A 17,217-nucleotide genomic window follows, 5' to 3' on the forward strand; every position below is an offset into this window, starting at 1 on the left:
ACATAGGGTCTTTAAGTCTATATATTTATAATAATTGGACTTTTCAAACAAATGATTGTGGAGGGGGTTATTTAGTGACTTTAAATACAAACAAAAAGATCGAAAACTTAAATGATGTGATCCAGAAAGTAGAGGGAGAGTTTTTTGTAGGCAGAAAAAAAGAAATTAATTTATTCTCACAATATCTACAAAGTGAACCTGAAGTAAAAGTACTGTATATATATGGGGCAGGTGGTATTGGTAAAACATATTTGATTCATGAATACAGCCGTGTTGCCAAGAAAGAACAAGTACTTTTTTTAACATTGGATAGCAGAGATTTCCCACATACACCAGAAGGATTTACCGAACACATCATAACCCTGATCGAAACAAGTACTCAAATGCAACTATATATAAAAGAGTATACGTTGCGAAACCTCCTTCATACACTTACAGAATTTGCAGCAAATCGTCGAATTATAATTGCAATTGATACATACGAATATATGGAGGATCTTGACCGCTGGTTTCGTCAGGTTTTCTTAGCTTACATGCCTCAGACTTTATTTGTCATTCTTGCAGGTCGAAAGCCTTTAACTGGTGAATGGATAGAATCACCTGCTTGGCGAAAACTCACAAAGCAAATCGAACTAGAAGACTTCACGTTATCCCAAACTCGTGAATACCTGGATTACTATGGCATTGAAAATGAAGAATTAGTTAATACGATGTGGAACTTCACCAATGGACATCCATTAGCACTTTCACTAGCAGCGCTGACTGAACAAAAGCAACAATCTAAAAATGCTAATGAGCGATTATCAGAACAAACACCACATATACTAAAAGAACTTACACACCGGTGGTTGAATGAATTACAATATACTGATTTGCATACGATCATTGAAGCTGCTGCCGTATTACACAGCTTTGACCAATCAAGTATTTCATCCATTTTAAAAAAGGATGTCGATTTAAAAACATTCCAAGTACTTACTGGCCTGTCCTTTGTAAAAACATTAAAAAATGGATGGTCCATGCATGATCTAATAAGAGACGCCATCAGAATTGAATTGAAGCACCGGAATCCTGAACGCTACCATCTATTAAACCAACGAAGTGTTGCATATTTTTATCGTAGAACACTTTTAACACGTTCTGCAGATGATATAGCTGCCATTTTCTATCATCTTGGAGACGAATTTATACAATCCGTATTCTTTCAAGACACGATTGATATATCAATGTACCTAGAACCAATTGCAGCATATAATTTCGAGGAGGTAACACAATTTTTTGAAGACAGGAAAAAAGATGCCTCAGATAGTGAAGCACAATTTTATAATAGGCAGTCCAATCAATCCTATCGATTTTATGCATCTTCTGAACATAATCAGAGGGAATTAGAACTAATCAATGATACTTATCTTAAAAAAATTGGTTACAAAGGATCTCATTTATTAAAAAACAACCAAAATAAAACTATCGGTCTATCGATTATAGTACCTATTAATGAAAATACATTAGAACACTTAATACACGAACCTGTTTCCAGAGCATATTTCAGCAGGTTAAGTCCTAAAGAAAAAAGAGCTTATTCCGTTTCAGAAAATACAAATGCGGGATGGTTCATCCGAATGTTAGATTATCTAGATCCGACTGACACAGCTGCGAGATCCTTTTTGTTATATAGTCTTTTTCCATTATTACTGTCGGGTGAAAGAATTATCGTATCAAATCCATTGCCTTTTTTCCAAGAATTATTGCAGAATTTTGGATTTGAGCAGGTTCCTAATGCTACTCATTATGACTACGGAAAAAATAATCCTTCCCCAACGTATATATTGGATGTTCGAGGTGCAAAACTTGCTTCCTATTTAAAACAATTAACTGGTGATATGGAAACAAATAATGATATGGAGTTAATTACAAAGACCTTCTCGCTTACAGACAGAGAAGAAGACATTGTCAAACTGATTGTTGATGAAAAAAGTAATGCGGCAATAGCAGAGGAATTGTATGTTGCTGAAATTACGGTTAAAAAACATATTACCCGTATTTTCAAAAAGGTCAATGTAAAAAACAGATCACAGTTAATCAAACGAATTTTGGAGTTGACATAAATGCTTTTTGGGAAGGAAGGCAGGTAGTACCTGTCTTCCCTTTTATTCTTATTTTAAAATTTGGATTTTCCCAATCATAGGTAACTGCTTCGTTTTTCCATTTGCTGCATTGATAATCCCAATTACAGCAAGCACTAGCATTAACAAACTTCCAATTGGCAAGATTAATAACCACCCAATAATTGGAATTATTGTCCCAACAATATAGACTGCCATCGCAGTTAGAAATAGAACAAGTCCCTGATTCGCATGGTACATAGCAAATTTTGAATCCTTTGCAGCAAGAAGCGGTATGAAAAAAATAATATAAGCTAAGATAGCCATACCCTTATTTTCTTTCACATCTGCGGTTTCCTCTTGTGGTTGCTCTTCCTGTAATTCCTCTTGTGGTTGTTCTTCCTGTAATTCCTCTTGTGGTTGTTCTTCTGTTTGTTCTTCCACCACTTCTTCATTTGCATCCTCTGCATTTATTTCTTCTGGCATAATAAACACCTCCTTAAAAAGTTTTCTGTTACTTTAGTTACCTTTTATAAAGTATGGGGAAAAAGTATCAGTTATTCGCTTTCTTAAAATTACTTGGTTCAATATTATGATTATGACAAAATAAGTTGTCAGGATCATATCTTTCTTTAATCTCTGATAACTTTTTATAATTTTCAGCGTAAGTGTTTTTCGTTATTTGCTCTTCTGGTTTTACACCGTTCAAATAAGAAGACTTTACATAAGAATATGGTAACAACTTCTCGTACATAGCATCTATCCACCCTAAATCTTCGCTAGAACCATCTTTCGGAACTTCTCCATCAATGATGAGGAGAAAACGTGCATCTCTAACTGCAAAAGCCGTATGGTGAGATGAGACCCTATTTGCCTCACCATGTAAAGCCCAAAGTTGTACCATTACCATAGGTAACTTGGAATCATCAATGCCTTTTATAAGTATATTTAATACTTGATCATCTAGTTCTTTAAAAAATAATGACGTACCATCCACTGGTAACCCTGTTGGTACCATGGGATCTAGTTTCTTTTGCAGTGCAGTATATGGCATAACACCTGTAGAATCTATTAAGGGCTCCGCCAAATTACGTAGCGGCTTTACAACTTCCTCCCCTTTTTCTGGATTACCACTATACATACCTGAAATAGTAACGACCCGTTTGTTATGAAGATGTTCTGGTAGAATAGGGGCTGGAGGAAGTTGAATAATTGCCAGGTTTACAGAAACTTCATCTGGTGCATCTTCCATATACTCTTCTAAATTTCGTATAATTTGTTTCGTATCCTTATAATCATACATGACATCAATTGCTAATACTTCCGGACCAACTGCATGAAGCTGAAATATAAAACTTGTTACGACACCAAAGTTTCCACCGCCACCACGGACTGCCCAGAAAAGTTCAGGGTGCTCATCCTTATCTGCATAAATTACGTCCCCTGCAGCTGTTACCATCCTGACAGAAATAATATTGTCAGAAGTCAATCCATACTTGCCGCGTAAATACCCAAAGCCACCACCGAGTGCCAATCCTGCAATTCCAGTTTTTGATACAGTTCCAGTCGGTGTAGCTAATCCATAATGTTGCGTTTCAGCATCAACATCCGCAAGTGTTGCTCCACCCTCTACTTCTACGAATCCCCTTTTCGCGTCTACGGCAACTGCATTCATGCTGGACAAATCGATCATTACCCCATCATCGCACACAGCAGTTCCCGCAAGATGATGGCCACCTCCGCGAACCGATATTTCTAGATTCTTTTTTTGGGCATAGATAACAGCCGACACAACATCCTCTTCGGACTTACACTCGAATATTGCAGCAGGATATCGATTAATTAATCCGTTCCATACCTTTCTTTTCTCTTCATAAAGCTCATGATCTGGTAAAATAATATGGCCAGTTTGTAACTTTTCTTCCATTTACCGAGCCCTCCAAACATTTATATCCGGTACTATGTACTTTAAAGGTAATAGAATCGTATCATAGCTCTGCATTTCTGTAATGTATACTTGAGTATATATTTTTGACCTTAACATCCCAGGTGAATCAGTTTGGACTTAAATTCCAGGAAATTTTTGTGTAAAAAGAAAGGACAAAAGTGCAAGCGCCCTTACAGGTAAGTTCGCCACGTCCTTGAAAAAGAAAAGCACTTTTTCTTCGTGCGATGCTTTTCAGGGGAGCTTTCACACAGTCAATAAATTATTTACAGAATCCTGATTTTATAGTTTTCTAAACCATTAACAAAAGATGAAGAGCGTTATAAAAACGCTCTTCATCCCTACATGTAATTCTTATATTCAATTCAATTTAATTTAATCCTTAGTAGGAGCCTCTTTTAACTCTTCTCCATTTTTCCCTTCATAACGTAATCCCCATCCAGTAAGTGCTGCAATAAGCATAACGATTACGAGGAACCAACCTTGGAAAACGAATGGAAATACGGCTGTTGGCTCAACGATCGGTAACCACGTATACGTTTCCTGCATGGTTCTGATGGTTGACCACCCTAATAATACTGGTGCTCCCCACGGGAAGATATACCCTAGAGCCGATGTTACTGCATCAAGCATATTCGCCCGTCTGTAACGATGTATTTTATACTTTTCACCTAGCTCTCTAACGAATGGTGCTGCAGCAATTTCAGCCGCTGTGTTAATGGTAATTGCGCTATTTAGTAAAGCAACTATTCCCCAGATTGCAAACTCTGCCTTACGAATGGAACTTCTAATCCATTTAACAAGCCCCTTCGTAATTGCTTCCATAGTACCACCCAGTTTTAATAAATGGGCAGCAGCAACAATTAACAGAATAAGAATTGCCATGTTAACATAGCCTGTAATCCCGTTAATTAATGCACCTTCCACAATCGCATCAGATTCTGGGTTGAAACGGATGATATCTCCCAATGTTCCTAGGTTTAAAAAGACAATAAGTGGTATCGCAGAAATAATCCCCCACGTTAATGACGTAATTAAATGGTGTCCTGATAATGCTAATATAAGTACTAACACAAATGGCAGCAGCATAATCAAACCACCTGGGCTTGTTGATGCGATCATTTCATCCAATACAGCCTGATCAGCCTGTGCTGATCCACCGCCACCGAATATTGCAAATAGTATTGTTGAAGGAATTGCAGCCACAACAGCATATTTGAAACGACTACGAACAACGCCTGGCACATCTGCATCCTGTGTTGTAGCAGAAACAATTGTCGTGTCAGAAACAGGTGCTAAGTTATCACCAAACACCGCACCAGCTAGAATTGCTGCGAACATGATAACCGGGTCTGCCCCAACTGCTATACCTGCTGGAAACATAAGCGTACAAAAAGCTACTGTCGTACCATAACCAGTACCAACTGCTGTCGAAAAAGTAGCTGCTAGTAAAAAGGTCAATGCCACAAATAACCCACCAGTTAATCCAGTAATTGCACCAATCCACACAAGTCCTTCGACTAATCCACCAACCTGAAGTACTTGAGCGAACATGCCAGCATAGAACCATGCCACCATTGCAATAACCCCAACCGGTTGAGCCAATCCATCAAATAATCCTTGTGCGTAATCAGCCCACTTACTTTTACAAAACAACAAACCAAGTGTTAGTCCAATAACTGCCCCCATTACTAGACCAATTTCAGACGATAACTGAAGAACACTTATTGTAATAGCCCACACCACGAAAAAGACTAATGGGACTGCTGCCCCGAAGGCACCTAACCTAAAATCTAACCTAGTGATCTCTTTTTCTCCGGTTGCCCTTTCTAATTCTTCATTTTCAGACATTTTCTCCCTCCTAGTTTGTATAAATTCACCAATTTAAAAATGCTCCTGAATCGAATAAAACGTATTGATTTAATAAAATGTCTATTCTTGTCTAACAGTTTATCACAAAAATAATTTTATTGTCATAAAATATACACAATTACATTTTAAAGTAATAAAGAAGTGGTTCGGATTACCCAAAACCACTTCTTCAATATTATAAAATTTGAACCCTGTGGGTAATTGATTGACTGTGTAAGCCGTGTCCAGCTATGAGCGCACAAGATAAGGAATGCTACGACAGCGAAACACCCCACGAAGAAAAAGTTCTTTTCTTTTTCAAGGACGTGGCGAACTTAGCCTGTAAGGGCGCTTACGCTTTTGTTCTTATATCTACATTAACTATTCCTTCAACTTCGACAATGCATCTGCCAAGGCGTTATTTTTAAAACCATCATCTTGTTTCTTCAAATATTTATTCACATCTTTTTTCGACACTTTATGCTTTTTCTCACGATCCTTCCGTGCATTAAATGTAGATAGCTTTTCCCTGTGTCCACATTTACACATAAACATTTGCCCTTCTCCTTCACCACGAAGCTCGAGGCGTTTATGGCAATTCGGACAGCGTGCGTTCGTTTGTTTTGCTATATTTTTTTTATGACCACATGAACGATCCTGACAAACCAGCATTTTTCCGTGTTTATTTTTGATTTCCAGCATAAGTTTTCCACAATCCGGACATTTGGTTCCAGTCATATTATCATGTTTAAATTTCTCGTCACTGTTTTTTATTTCTTGTACGACATCTTTTGCATAGCCTTTCATTTCGGAAATGAATCGATCTTTGTTTAGTTTTCCTTCTGCAATTTGACCGAGCTTTTGCTCCCATTCCGCTGTCAAAGCAGGTGACTGTAAATCTTCCGGAACTAAGTCGAGCAATTGCCTGCCTGTCGAGGTTAAGAAAATATGCTTTCCTTTCATTTCCATATACATATTATTGAACAGCTTTTCAATAATATCAGCACGTGTTGCTACAGTACCGAGTCCACCTGTTTGATTAATGGTATTAGCTAAATGCTTCTCCTCAGAGCTCATATAACGCACTGGATTTTCCATCGCCTGCAGCAGTGCGCCTTCGGTAAAACGTTCAGGTGGCTTCGTTTCACCCTGAGTCATGGAAACACGCACGTCAGAAAATGTATCTCCTTTTTCTACAGCCGGTAAACGTTGATCGCCACTATCTTCCGAATCATCAAAGCGATTATCGTAAATTTCCTTCCACCCTTGTTTCTTAACTATTTTACCTTTTGTTACAAAACGTTCATGTTCGATTTGCGCTGTCAATGTAGTCTGCTCAAACTCATGCGGATCAGACAATACAGCTAAGAATCGCTTCACAACTAAATCATAAATCTTGCGTTCTTTATCATTCAACTCACTTAACATCACTGATTGTTCTGTAGGTATAATCGCGTGGTGATCGGATACTTTTGTATCATCAACAACTGATTTCGGAAGCTTCATATCACGTTTGACCACTTTTCCAGCAAAACGCGCATACTGATCAACTCCACAAGCCTTAACACGATCTTTTAATGTTGGCACGATATCCGTTGAAATTACCCTTGAATCTGTACGTGGATAGGTTAAAACTTTATGTTGTTCGTAAAGCTTTTGCATCAGGGATAACGTCTGTTTTCCTGAAAAACCAAAGATTTTATTCGCATCACGTTGTAGCTCTGTTAAATCATACAATTGAGGAGCATGTTTCTTTTTATATGTTTTCTCAACATTTACGACTTTTGCCGGTTTATTTTTCAGCTGCGATAATAGTGCATCAGCTTTATCCTTAGAAAATATCCGACTATTATTCTTCGCATCTTGCCATGTCAGGGAGAATCCTTTAGCTGTCTTTGCTTGAATTCCATAAAACTTACGGGATTGGAATTGCTGTATTTCCTTTTCTCTTGCTGCAATCATGGCAAGTGTTGGTGTTTGTACACGACCAGTTGAGAGTTGTGCGTTAAATTTAGTTGTCAGTGCTCTTGTTGCATTCAACCCTACATACCAATCCGCTTCAGAGCGGGCGACGGCTGATAAATATAAATTTTCATACTTCCCACCAGGCTTCAGCTGTTTGAAACCATCACGTATTGCTTTATCCGTAACAGAGGAAATCCAAAGTCGTTTCACAGTTTTTTTCACACGAGCCTTTTCCAGAATCCATCGTGCTACTAGTTCCCCCTCACGGCCTGCATCAGTAGCAATAACCACTTGATTAACATCATTTCGATTTAATTGCGTTTTTACTATATTAAATTGCTTACCTGTTTTTTTAATAACAACCAGTTTTAAATGGCCTGGCAGCATAGGCAAATCGTCTAAGCGCCACGTTTTATATTTATCTTCATATACTTCTGGGTCAGCTAGTGTAACTAAATGCCCTAGCGCCCATGTCACAATATAATTAGAACCCTCGATATAGCCATTGCCTTTCTTGGTACAATTTAACACCCTTGCAATATCTCTACCGACAGATGGTTTCTCTGCTAATACAACGGTTTTACTCATAAAAAAAATCCTCTCTGTAGTTAAAAAACATCTAGGACTACTTTACCATATTTTCTACTTCATAGCATTAGGCCAACACAAGCACATCTCACTCACTTATCCATACAATAATTTAGAAATATATATAAAGGATTGGTCGGTATGCTTTTTTATACGGGATTTTTTATTTTAGTAATTGCGGTAAGTTTAGACAGTTTTGGGGTTGGTATCACCTATGGCATGAGGAAAATACGAGTACCATTTAACGCGCTCTTCATTATTATGCTTTGTTCTGGATTGACGGTTCTTGCTTCCATGACGATTGGGGAGTTACTCAGTAGCATTATCTCTGAGGGTATGGCTAATGTAATTGGCGGTAGTATTTTAATTGCATTAGGTATTTTTTGCCTATTTAATGTAATTCGATCGAAATTACAATCTGTAGAGGATCATGTTAAACACGCTCACCAGGAAACCAAAAGATTGACTCAGATAAAAACAGTTATAAAAGAACCACAGCAAGCAGACTTAGACCACTCTGGAACCATCTCTATAAGCGAAGCACTTATCCTTGGCTTTGCACTTGCATTGGATGCATTCGCAGCTGGTCTAGGTGCAGCAATGCTTGGTTACACACCATTACTAACAGCCATTTCAATCGCCTTAATGAGCGGCATATTTCTGTATTACGGAATAAACACAGGAATTATTTTATCCAAAAGTAAACAAATGGAACAAATGACTTTCCTACCCCCATTATTGCTGATCGCCCTTGGCATCATAAACATGTTGTAAGTCTTATTGGTTCAAGTCAAATCGCTTTCCTTTTACCAAATAAATAATACCTTCAGATATATTCGTCGTATGATCAGCAATTCGTTCCAAATATCTGCATATGAATGCTAACTGTGTTACTTGTGAAATGTGTTGCGGATTTTGCGTCATATATTCCAGCAATTCCTTAATCAAACTACCATACATTTGGTCTACATGATCATCTGTGTCTGCGACTTCTTTCGCTTTATGAATATCCTCCTCATAATACGCAAGTAACGACTTTTCTATCATCTGTTGTGTAATATCCACCATCTCAGGTATTCTATCCACTGGAATCATTAACTGCTTTTCACCAATTCGAATCACTGACTTTGCAATATTAACAGCAAGGTCACCTATTCGTTCAATATCGGTTGTTATTTTTAAGGTTGTAATTAACTTTCGCAGATCTGTGGCAAGTGGTTGCTCTTTAGCAATAAGCCATGTTGCTGTTTCGTTAATTTCTTCTTCAAGTACATTTATCTTATAATCATCATCAATAATTTGTAATGCCAGTTCAATATCTTGATTATTTAATGCACGAATCGATCGTTCTACTGCCGTATTTGCTAATTTACCAAGATGAACCAACTGGGACTTTAAGTCGTCCAATTGTTCGTCAAAATTTTCACGAACTACCAATCTATTCACTCCCTTATATTATTATCCGAATCTACCAGTAATATAATCCTCTGTTCGTTTATCTACTGGATTCGAGAATAGCTGATTTGTGTCTTCAAATTCAACCACTTCTCCATGAAGAAAAAATGCTGTCTTATCAGAAATACGAGCTGCTTGCTGCATATTGTGTGTAACAATAATGATGCTGTATTCTTCTTTTAATTTCTGAATTAATTCCTCAACCTTTAATGTAGCTATCGGATCCAGTGCTGATGTTGGTTCATCCATCAAGATCACATCTGGTTCAATAGCTAAACACCGTGCAATACAAAGGCGCTGCTGTTGACCACCTGATAATCCAAATGCATTTTCATTCAATCGATCCTTTACTTCATCCCATAGTGCTGCTTCACGAAGGCTTTTTTCCACAATTTCGTCTAATATTTTTTTCTTTTTAATCCCGTGTATCTTAGGACCATAAGCTACATTTTCATAGATTGACTTTGGAAATGGATTCGGTTTTTGAAATACCATACCCACTTTGGTGCGTAGTTCTTCTACTTTATATTTCGAGTTAAGAATATCTTCTTGATTATAATAAATGCTTCCCTCCATGTTTACAGTTAGAACCATTTCAACCATCCGATTAAGCGCCTTGATAAACGTTGACTTTCCGCATCCAGATGGCCCAATTATTGCCGTAACTTTATTTTTCGGTATTTCCAGTTGAATTTCATGTAATGCTTGTGTCTCGCCATACCATAAACTGAAGTTTTCAATCGAATATATGCTTTTCTCTGGATTTTTTATATTAGGTTGTATATCTACATTTTTCTTTTCCATTACCATATTCAATGTGTACCCTCCCCTTAAACTCTTATTGATTTCTAGAATGGGTTTATATATATCCTTACATTTTCATGTTACAAAAGATTTATTAAGAAAGAATAAATTGAATGTAAAAGTTATGTAAATTTTAAATCCCGCAATCGTTACTAAACAGGAAATGAAATTGATGCAATTCCAATAATAAATGAGGATAAAGTCGTCACTAACCTGAGTAACTCAATTAGTACTTAACATGGTCAAGAAAACCAAATAATTCTTAAACAAGAAGTAGAAAGCAGCCCTCTGATCGAGGAATTATCCAATTTCGCTGGGAAAAATACTTCCATAAAAGGATTGTTATTAGAGCCCCTGCATACTTTTGGATTAATGATGGAATATGTACATTATCTATTAACAAATGAATTAAACAGTATGAAACAGGAGCAAATTCCAAAGCAAACAGACCTAAACACGGAATAAACGCACGAAAGCGCGGAATTCCAGTCCATTAATGCGGAATAATCGATAAAAGCGCGGAATTATTATACTAATCGCGGAATAACCGGACAAATCCGCGGAATCAACCATGCAGTCAGTTGCCAACGTAAACTGCATCCGTCCCTTCAAGCTAAGTACGCCATGTCAAGTGTGTCGGTTCTGGACATGGCACATAGTCTCTTAAACAGGAACCTTGAAAGGCACGACCTGCTTATGCCTCGAGTGTCTACACGCTTGTACTGGACGTGGCTTAAAACAGTTAATAAATTATTCGCAGGCTCCACATTTTATAGTTCCTTAAGCAAACAAAAACTGCTAATCAAGACTAACATCTCGAATAGCAGTTCATTTTAGATTTATAACATTGAAATAATCCAACCAATGACCACAATTGCACCAATCACCATTAATATCGTACGTATCATTACCTCACCCTTTCATGAGCTCTTTAAATTATTCGTACACATAAATTTACCCACATAAATTTAAATGAAAACATGTGTATTAATAAACTAACGTTAAGCAAGTATATTCAAGAGTACGGTTACAGATACAATACTAATAAGTGTGGTTACGAGTGTAATACTCGAAACCAGATCTGGTTCTGTGTCAAATTCAATCGCAAACATGGTTGTCGTCGCAGCACTAGGCATTGCTGCAACAATAACGATTACCGACCCGATTATCGGATCAACCGGTATGATCCAAATAAATAAAAAGGCAAGCGCCGGAGACAACAACATGCGAGTCACTACAGCAGAAGAAATGACCTGCCAATTAAAATTCAACGATGTAATGGACGCAAGTTGCATGCCAAGCATCACCATCATGAGCGGAATTGCTGCATCCCCAACCATCGTTAACGTAGAATAAGCTGCACTCGGAATTTCCCATGGGATTGCTTGGAGAACAAACGCTAGAATTGCTGCATATGTCGCAGGCATTTTAAAAATAGTTTTAAACGCTCTTACAAATCCACTCGTACTTCTAGACGCGTAATATACTCCAAAAAAGTTCATGATCAACGACTGAAGCACCATAAAGAACACCGCATATGGAATTGCAGCCTCACCCAGACTAAAAATCATTACAGGTACCCCATAATTACCGCCATTCATGAATGCCGTCGTTAAAATAGAGCCACTTTCAACAGATTGTGGCCATTTAAAAATATATGCTAAAACTTTATTCACCATAACCATTGCAAACAATAGAAAGAAAGCAAATATAATAATAATCGTATATCCCTGATTAAACGAAGACTCATATAGTGATGTAAATACTAATGCTGGCATAAAGATATAGATGGATGTAGTTGCAAGTGACTTCACATCAAGAACTCGAATGCGTTGCAATAAAAACCCTACGCCAAACACAGCGATAATCGGTAAAACAACTTCAAAAAATAATTGCATATTGACAACTCCAGTGACTTAAATATTCTATAAGTCTACCATATTTACAGTTGTCTCCTCTAGTTTGAGGTAGAATTAGAAAAGCGCAAGAAAAACCAAGGCACCTACCATAGGTGCCTATGTGTTTATTTTAGTATAGATTTAGCGCATCCAAACCAATTTCAGCTAGTTTGATCTGCCCTTCTATGGTTGGATGAATATCTCCAGGAATTACATATTTCGCTTGTTCCTGACCAAATGCTAAATATGCATCTGCCAAGACAACATCCCCATACTGAGCATTAAAATAAGTAGCTATTGTTGTAAACTGTGTATTTATTCCCGGCAGTACTTGTGAACCAATCAAATGTAAAGGATCATCTAATTGAAATGGATTATAAACATTGTAAATTACTATAGGAGCATCAGTTAGTGTACGAGTTTCTATGATAATTTCACCAATATTTCCAAACAAGTTACTGTCTGTAATTTCTTCCTGTAAAAAATCCACAAATTTAACCGGATCTCCCCCACTCTTAAATTGAGCAACTTCTAAAGCTTGCAATAGATCATTATTACCAATATTCAAGGTAATATAATCCGCGTGACGAACTGCTTGGCGAAACTTTTGATCGGATTGCAAAGATGATAGCATTTGTTCTGTTTTCCAACCTGGCTCACTAAGGTTACGCACCCGTACATCACCATCGTCCCCGATCAGATACGGAAAGGCATACTTGGAAGTAGAGGCATTGTCGTTCTTAGTAAGGTTATATCCGTATGGAATCGAGTCACCTAGGGATACAAGCGACTCCTTAGCGTTTCCACTCTTTGCGAAAGTAGAAGTGGAAAATAGCAAACTAACAACTAAAAGTAATACCAACATTTTAACGATTCTCATAAAAAACACTCCCTTTTTTATAATCTCGTACATTATAGACGGTTCAGGCATATAAGTCTGTCGAATCTTCGTCGGGGAGAAAGAACAAAAGCGCAAGCGCCCGTTTAGCGACGTATGGGCTGGACTTATCCGCATGAGATAAAGGAAACACGAAGAGCGGTAGCGATTCGATGTTGACTTATCGTAAGGAGGATCAGGAAGCCCACTAGTCGCTGGGCGCTGGAGCTGAACGCGGCTTACACAGTCAATAAATTATCCACAAGCTGCTAATTTTATAATTTCCTAGACTAAAATAAAGTAGCAGGTACAATAACGATGCACCCACTACCTTAAACATTATATAATTGGTTTAACTACTTGCAGATGATATTTTATTTGATCACGCAATGAACTCTTCAAAAACTTATAGTTCCATCTTTTTTGCGATAATCTGTTTCATGATTTCATTGGTTCCTGCATAAATGGATGACACTGCTACGTCACGGAACCTTCTAGCAATCTCATATTCTTCTATATATCCGTAGCCTCCGTGTAATTGTAAACATTCCCCAGCCACTTTTTTGGCCAAGTCAGTAGTCCACCATTTAGCCATTGATACTTCTGTTTCAATCCGTTTATCTGCCATATGTTCTTCGATTAACCGGTCAACAAAATTCCTGCCGATCTCCATTTCAGTTTTTAATTCGGCAATTTTAAACTGTGTATTTTGAAACTTACTGATACTTCTACCAAATGCTTTTCGTTGCTTCACATACTCAATCGTCTGGTTCAACATCGTTTCTGCAGAAGCTATACTCTGAATAGATACTATCAATCGCTCCTGCTGTAATTTATCCATTAAATAGTAGAATCCTTTACCTTCCTCACCTAGTAAGTTATGTGCTGATACCCGTGCATCATCAAATATAAGTTCTGTTGTATCACTCGCATGCTGTCCGATTTTATTTAGCTTTTTTCCTTTTGAAAATCCAGGGGTTCCTGCTTCTACAACAATCAGACTTATCCCTTTATGAGGCGGGGTTGCGTGTGGATCAGTTTTACATACAACAACCACAAGATCCGCTAAATATCCGTTTGAAATAAATGTTTTTTCACCATTTAAGATATAATCGTCTCCGTCTTTTACTGCTGTTGTCTGTATGGCAGCCAAGTCTGACCCTGTACCAGGTTCTGTCATGGCGATCGCTGAAATTAAATCACCATTTACAGCTCCAGGCAACCAGCGTTCCTTCTGTTCTTCTGTGCCATAGGAATCAATATAAGGGATGACAATATCACTATGAAGTCCAAATCCTACTAATCCCACGCTGACTTTATCAAACTCTTCTGAGATGACGACGGAAAAACCAAAATCAGCATTGGCTCCCCCATATTTCTCATCAAGCCCGGGACAAAGGTAACCCTGTTCCCCAACCTTTTTCCAAAATGACCTTGATACTTGCTTGTCATCTTCCCATTGCCTAATGAAAGGCACTGCTTCTCTTTCCAAAAATTTCTTTAGGGATCGGCGAAATATATCATGCTCTTCTTTTAGAATTTTCCGTTCCATAGTGACCTCCTCGTTTGATTTTGTTTATTTTATGTAGACTTGTTAACGTGGTTGCATTCTGATTGCCCCATCTAAGCGGATTGCTTCACCATTTAACATAGGATTTTCAATAATGCTCTGAACTAGCAATGCATATTCATAAGGATATCCGAGTCTTGATGGAAACGGTGTCATTTTTTCCAATGCATTCCGTGCGTTGTCGGGAAGACCTGCAACTAACGGGGTTTCAAATAAACCAGGGGCAATTGTCATCACTCTGATGCCATGTTCTGCCAAATCTCTTGCAATTGGTAAAGTCATCCCTGTAATGCCACCTTTTGAGGCACTGTATGCCGCCTGGCCAATTTGCCCTTCAAATGCAGCAACTGATGCTGTATTGATAATTACTTCTCTTTCTTGATTGTCATTTGGTTGATTTTCAGACATTTTCGCAACAGTCAATCGAATAACGTTAAACGTTCCAATCAGGTTCACTTCCATCACTTTTGAAAAAGACTTTAAGTCATGTGGCCCTTTTCTACTCCATGTCTTTTTGGCCGCCCCAATACCTGCACAATTAACAAGCATTGTAATGTTGCCTAAGGTTTCTACTACTTTATCCAGTGCAGATTGCACACTTGATTCATCTGTAACATCGGTTTAAATAAAACAAACGTCATTTCCAAGTTCCTCACGGAGCTGAATTCCTTTTTCCTCTTGTAAATCCAGGATAGCAACCTTGGCACCCTGTGAAACTAAATTACGAACAGTGGCTTCTCCAAGTCCTGATACTCCACCTGTCACAACCGCAGTATTATGCTTAAATTCCATCTTTTCTTCCCCCTTTTATGAAGTATGTTTTCTCTTGTCTGTAATAAGAATCTGCATTAAGTACTCAGAAATCATTGTTGCTATTTCTGTCTTATTCATTTTCCCTTCATACGAATACCATTGTGTCACCCAGTTCATCGCACCTAATATAATGTTCCTGACGATTTTTATATCCACAGATACAAAATCACCCTTATCTATTCCTTGTACAATTAGCTGATCAAAACACATCCCATATTCATCTCTCAAGCGGAAGATCTCATCCAACTGACTGGTAGAAAATATTTCTTCAGGATTAATCATCAGTTCAAAACCAGATTTTTCACTTATCAAGTATTCAATATGTACTATCATTGCTTTTCTTAATATATCTGACACGGGTAAGTCCAGTTTTTGAATGTCATTCATATTTGTAATACTTTGATGCAAAATCATTAACTGAATTTGATATAACAAATCCTGTTTATCTTTGAAATAATAGTAAACAGACCCCTTTGTCATGAGCAGTTTGGAGGCGATTTCCTCCATAGTAGTCCCATGATAGCCTTTCTCAGATAAGATACTAACGGCTGATCTGATGATTTCCTCTTTTTTCTTTGCTGACTTTCTTTCACGTAATGACAACTGTTGTTCACTTCCTCTATTAAAATCTACTACTTTTAATTAAATACATTCTATAAGTTTATTTTTTGAATGTCAAGTTAATTTTTTGATAATTTAAATTACTTATGCTCTGCCGTAAGTATAGGAAAGTTTAATAATGCAACCAGAACACCAGAATTACATTTAACTTTATTTGATAAGGAGATCGCATCATTTACTAGTTCTTTACTTCTATTAATATGTGTGGCATAGATTTTAGAAGGTGGAATTTCATATTCTTCCAATATCTCATGTAAGATTGTTAAGCGATCTGCCCCAGGTCCAACATGGAAATGAGTGAAACCAGCCTTACTGCTCAGCAAGTCATCAATTCTGGCTTCGGCAACGAGCTTTGCTATTTCATGAACAGTGGGCTGTGCTGACCTTGAATCCGAAGTTGCAATCTCTCCTGCACCAATAACTTTGTTAATTAAAATGATGTCGTCCTTTACTGACGAAGTAATCGTTGGAGTTGGGACATGATAATTCCCGTTATAAATGTAAATAGTAACACCCTCTTTCTCCAGTCCGCGCGCTTTGGCCAGTAAAGAAGTCATATGCCTGGTTGTCCCATCTGTCCATAAAAGCCCAATTACTGTGGTGATTCCGGATTTTACAATATCACTTTGCTTATGTTGATCTGACGGCTGGAGAGGATACATGTGATTGGCTTACGTATTAGAAAGAAAATGGCGGAAATATAGAACAGTTAACTATCTCTTCTGATG

At 37.7% G+C, this 17,217-nt stretch carries 13 protein-coding genes and 1 pseudogene; 2 read left to right on the top strand and 12 right to left on the bottom strand.

Going from position 1 to position 17,217, the window contains the following annotated elements; translation table 11 throughout:
• The first annotated feature begins 74 nt into the window (after positions 1 to 74).
• On the top strand, positions 75 to 2,105 hold the full coding sequence (locus tag ACFQ3N_RS15345; RefSeq protein ID WP_390363418.1) for a LuxR C-terminal-related transcriptional regulator: 2,031 nt from the start codon (positions 75 to 77) through the stop codon (positions 2,103 to 2,105).
• Positions 2,106 to 2,153: 48 nt separating this feature from the next.
• Here ACFQ3N_RS15345 and ACFQ3N_RS15350 read toward each other — a convergent pair whose 3' ends face one another.
• The 4 genes from ACFQ3N_RS15350 to ACFQ3N_RS15365 all read right to left on the bottom strand — a co-directional run bounded on the left by ACFQ3N_RS15350 (position 2,154) and on the right by ACFQ3N_RS15365 (position 8,451).
• The gene (locus tag ACFQ3N_RS15350) at positions 2,154 to 2,588 is read right to left on the bottom strand and encodes a DUF4870 domain-containing protein (RefSeq protein WP_390363419.1); all 435 of its coding nucleotides are present in this window, start codon (positions 2,586 to 2,588) and stop codon (positions 2,154 to 2,156) included.
• 67 nt (positions 2,589 to 2,655) lie between these two features.
• A complete protein-coding gene (locus ACFQ3N_RS15355; RefSeq protein ID WP_390363420.1) occupies positions 2,656 to 4,029 on the bottom strand; it encodes an FAD-binding oxidoreductase in 1,374 nt (457 codons plus the stop codon).
• 393 nt (positions 4,030 to 4,422) lie between these two features.
• Positions 4,423 to 5,898 carry a Na+/H+ antiporter NhaC family protein gene (locus ACFQ3N_RS15360; RefSeq protein ID WP_390363421.1) on the bottom strand — a complete coding sequence of 492 codons (1,476 nt, stop codon included), beginning with the start codon at positions 5,896 to 5,898 and terminating at the stop codon, positions 4,423 to 4,425.
• 381 nt (positions 5,899 to 6,279) lie between these two features.
• Entirely contained in the window at positions 6,280 to 8,451 is a 2,172-nt protein-coding gene (locus ACFQ3N_RS15365) for a DNA topoisomerase III (RefSeq protein WP_390363422.1), read from the bottom strand.
• 141 nt (positions 8,452 to 8,592) lie between these two features.
• On the opposite strand from ACFQ3N_RS15365, the gene ytaF reads away from it, so the two are divergent.
• The gene (gene ytaF, locus ACFQ3N_RS15370; RefSeq protein ID WP_390363423.1) at positions 8,593 to 9,225 is read left to right on the top strand and encodes a sporulation membrane protein YtaF; all 633 of its coding nucleotides are present in this window, start codon (positions 8,593 to 8,595) and stop codon (positions 9,223 to 9,225) included.
• A 3-nt stretch (positions 9,226 to 9,228) separates the two neighbouring features.
• Here ytaF and phoU read toward each other — a convergent pair whose 3' ends face one another.
• The 8 genes and pseudogenes from phoU to ACFQ3N_RS15410 all read right to left on the bottom strand — a co-directional run bounded on the left by phoU (position 9,229) and on the right by ACFQ3N_RS15410 (position 17,046).
• Positions 9,229 to 9,888, bottom strand: coding sequence for a phosphate signaling complex protein PhoU (gene phoU, locus ACFQ3N_RS15375; protein ID WP_390363424.1), 660 nt, complete (start codon positions 9,886 to 9,888; stop codon positions 9,229 to 9,231).
• A 21-nt stretch (positions 9,889 to 9,909) separates the two neighbouring features.
• A complete protein-coding gene (pstB, locus tag ACFQ3N_RS15380; RefSeq protein ID WP_390363462.1) occupies positions 9,910 to 10,716 on the bottom strand; it encodes a phosphate ABC transporter ATP-binding protein PstB in 807 nt (268 codons plus the stop codon).
• A 995-nt stretch (positions 10,717 to 11,711) separates the two neighbouring features.
• The gene (locus ACFQ3N_RS15385; RefSeq protein WP_390363425.1) at positions 11,712 to 12,608 is read right to left on the bottom strand and encodes an AEC family transporter; all 897 of its coding nucleotides are present in this window, start codon (positions 12,606 to 12,608) and stop codon (positions 11,712 to 11,714) included.
• A gap of 130 nt (positions 12,609 to 12,738) precedes the next feature.
• Positions 12,739 to 13,488: an SGNH/GDSL hydrolase family protein gene (locus ACFQ3N_RS15390; protein WP_390363426.1), complete on the bottom strand. Its 750-nt coding sequence runs from the start codon at positions 13,486 to 13,488 to the stop codon at positions 12,739 to 12,741.
• Positions 13,489 to 13,891: 403 nt separating this feature from the next.
• Positions 13,892 to 15,037: an acyl-CoA dehydrogenase family protein gene (locus tag ACFQ3N_RS15395; protein WP_390363427.1), complete on the bottom strand. Its 1,146-nt coding sequence runs from the start codon at positions 15,035 to 15,037 to the stop codon at positions 13,892 to 13,894.
• A 42-nt stretch (positions 15,038 to 15,079) separates the two neighbouring features.
• Positions 15,080 to 15,847, bottom strand: a pseudogene (locus tag ACFQ3N_RS15400) (3-hydroxyacyl-CoA dehydrogenase).
• 15 nt (positions 15,848 to 15,862) lie between these two features.
• Positions 15,863 to 16,471, bottom strand: a complete 609-nt coding sequence (locus ACFQ3N_RS15405; RefSeq protein WP_390363428.1) for a TetR/AcrR family transcriptional regulator — start codon at positions 16,469 to 16,471, stop codon at positions 15,863 to 15,865.
• A 98-nt stretch (positions 16,472 to 16,569) separates the two neighbouring features.
• Entirely contained in the window at positions 16,570 to 17,046 is a 477-nt protein-coding gene (locus ACFQ3N_RS15410; RefSeq protein WP_390363429.1) for a hypothetical protein, read from the bottom strand.
• Between the last annotated feature and the right edge of the window lie 171 nt (positions 17,047 to 17,217).

The sequence above is a fragment of the Virgibacillus byunsanensis genome, from assembly GCF_042675965.1.
Classification (GTDB): Bacteria; Bacillota; Bacilli; order Bacillales; family Amphibacillaceae; genus Virgibacillus_R; species Virgibacillus_R byunsanensis.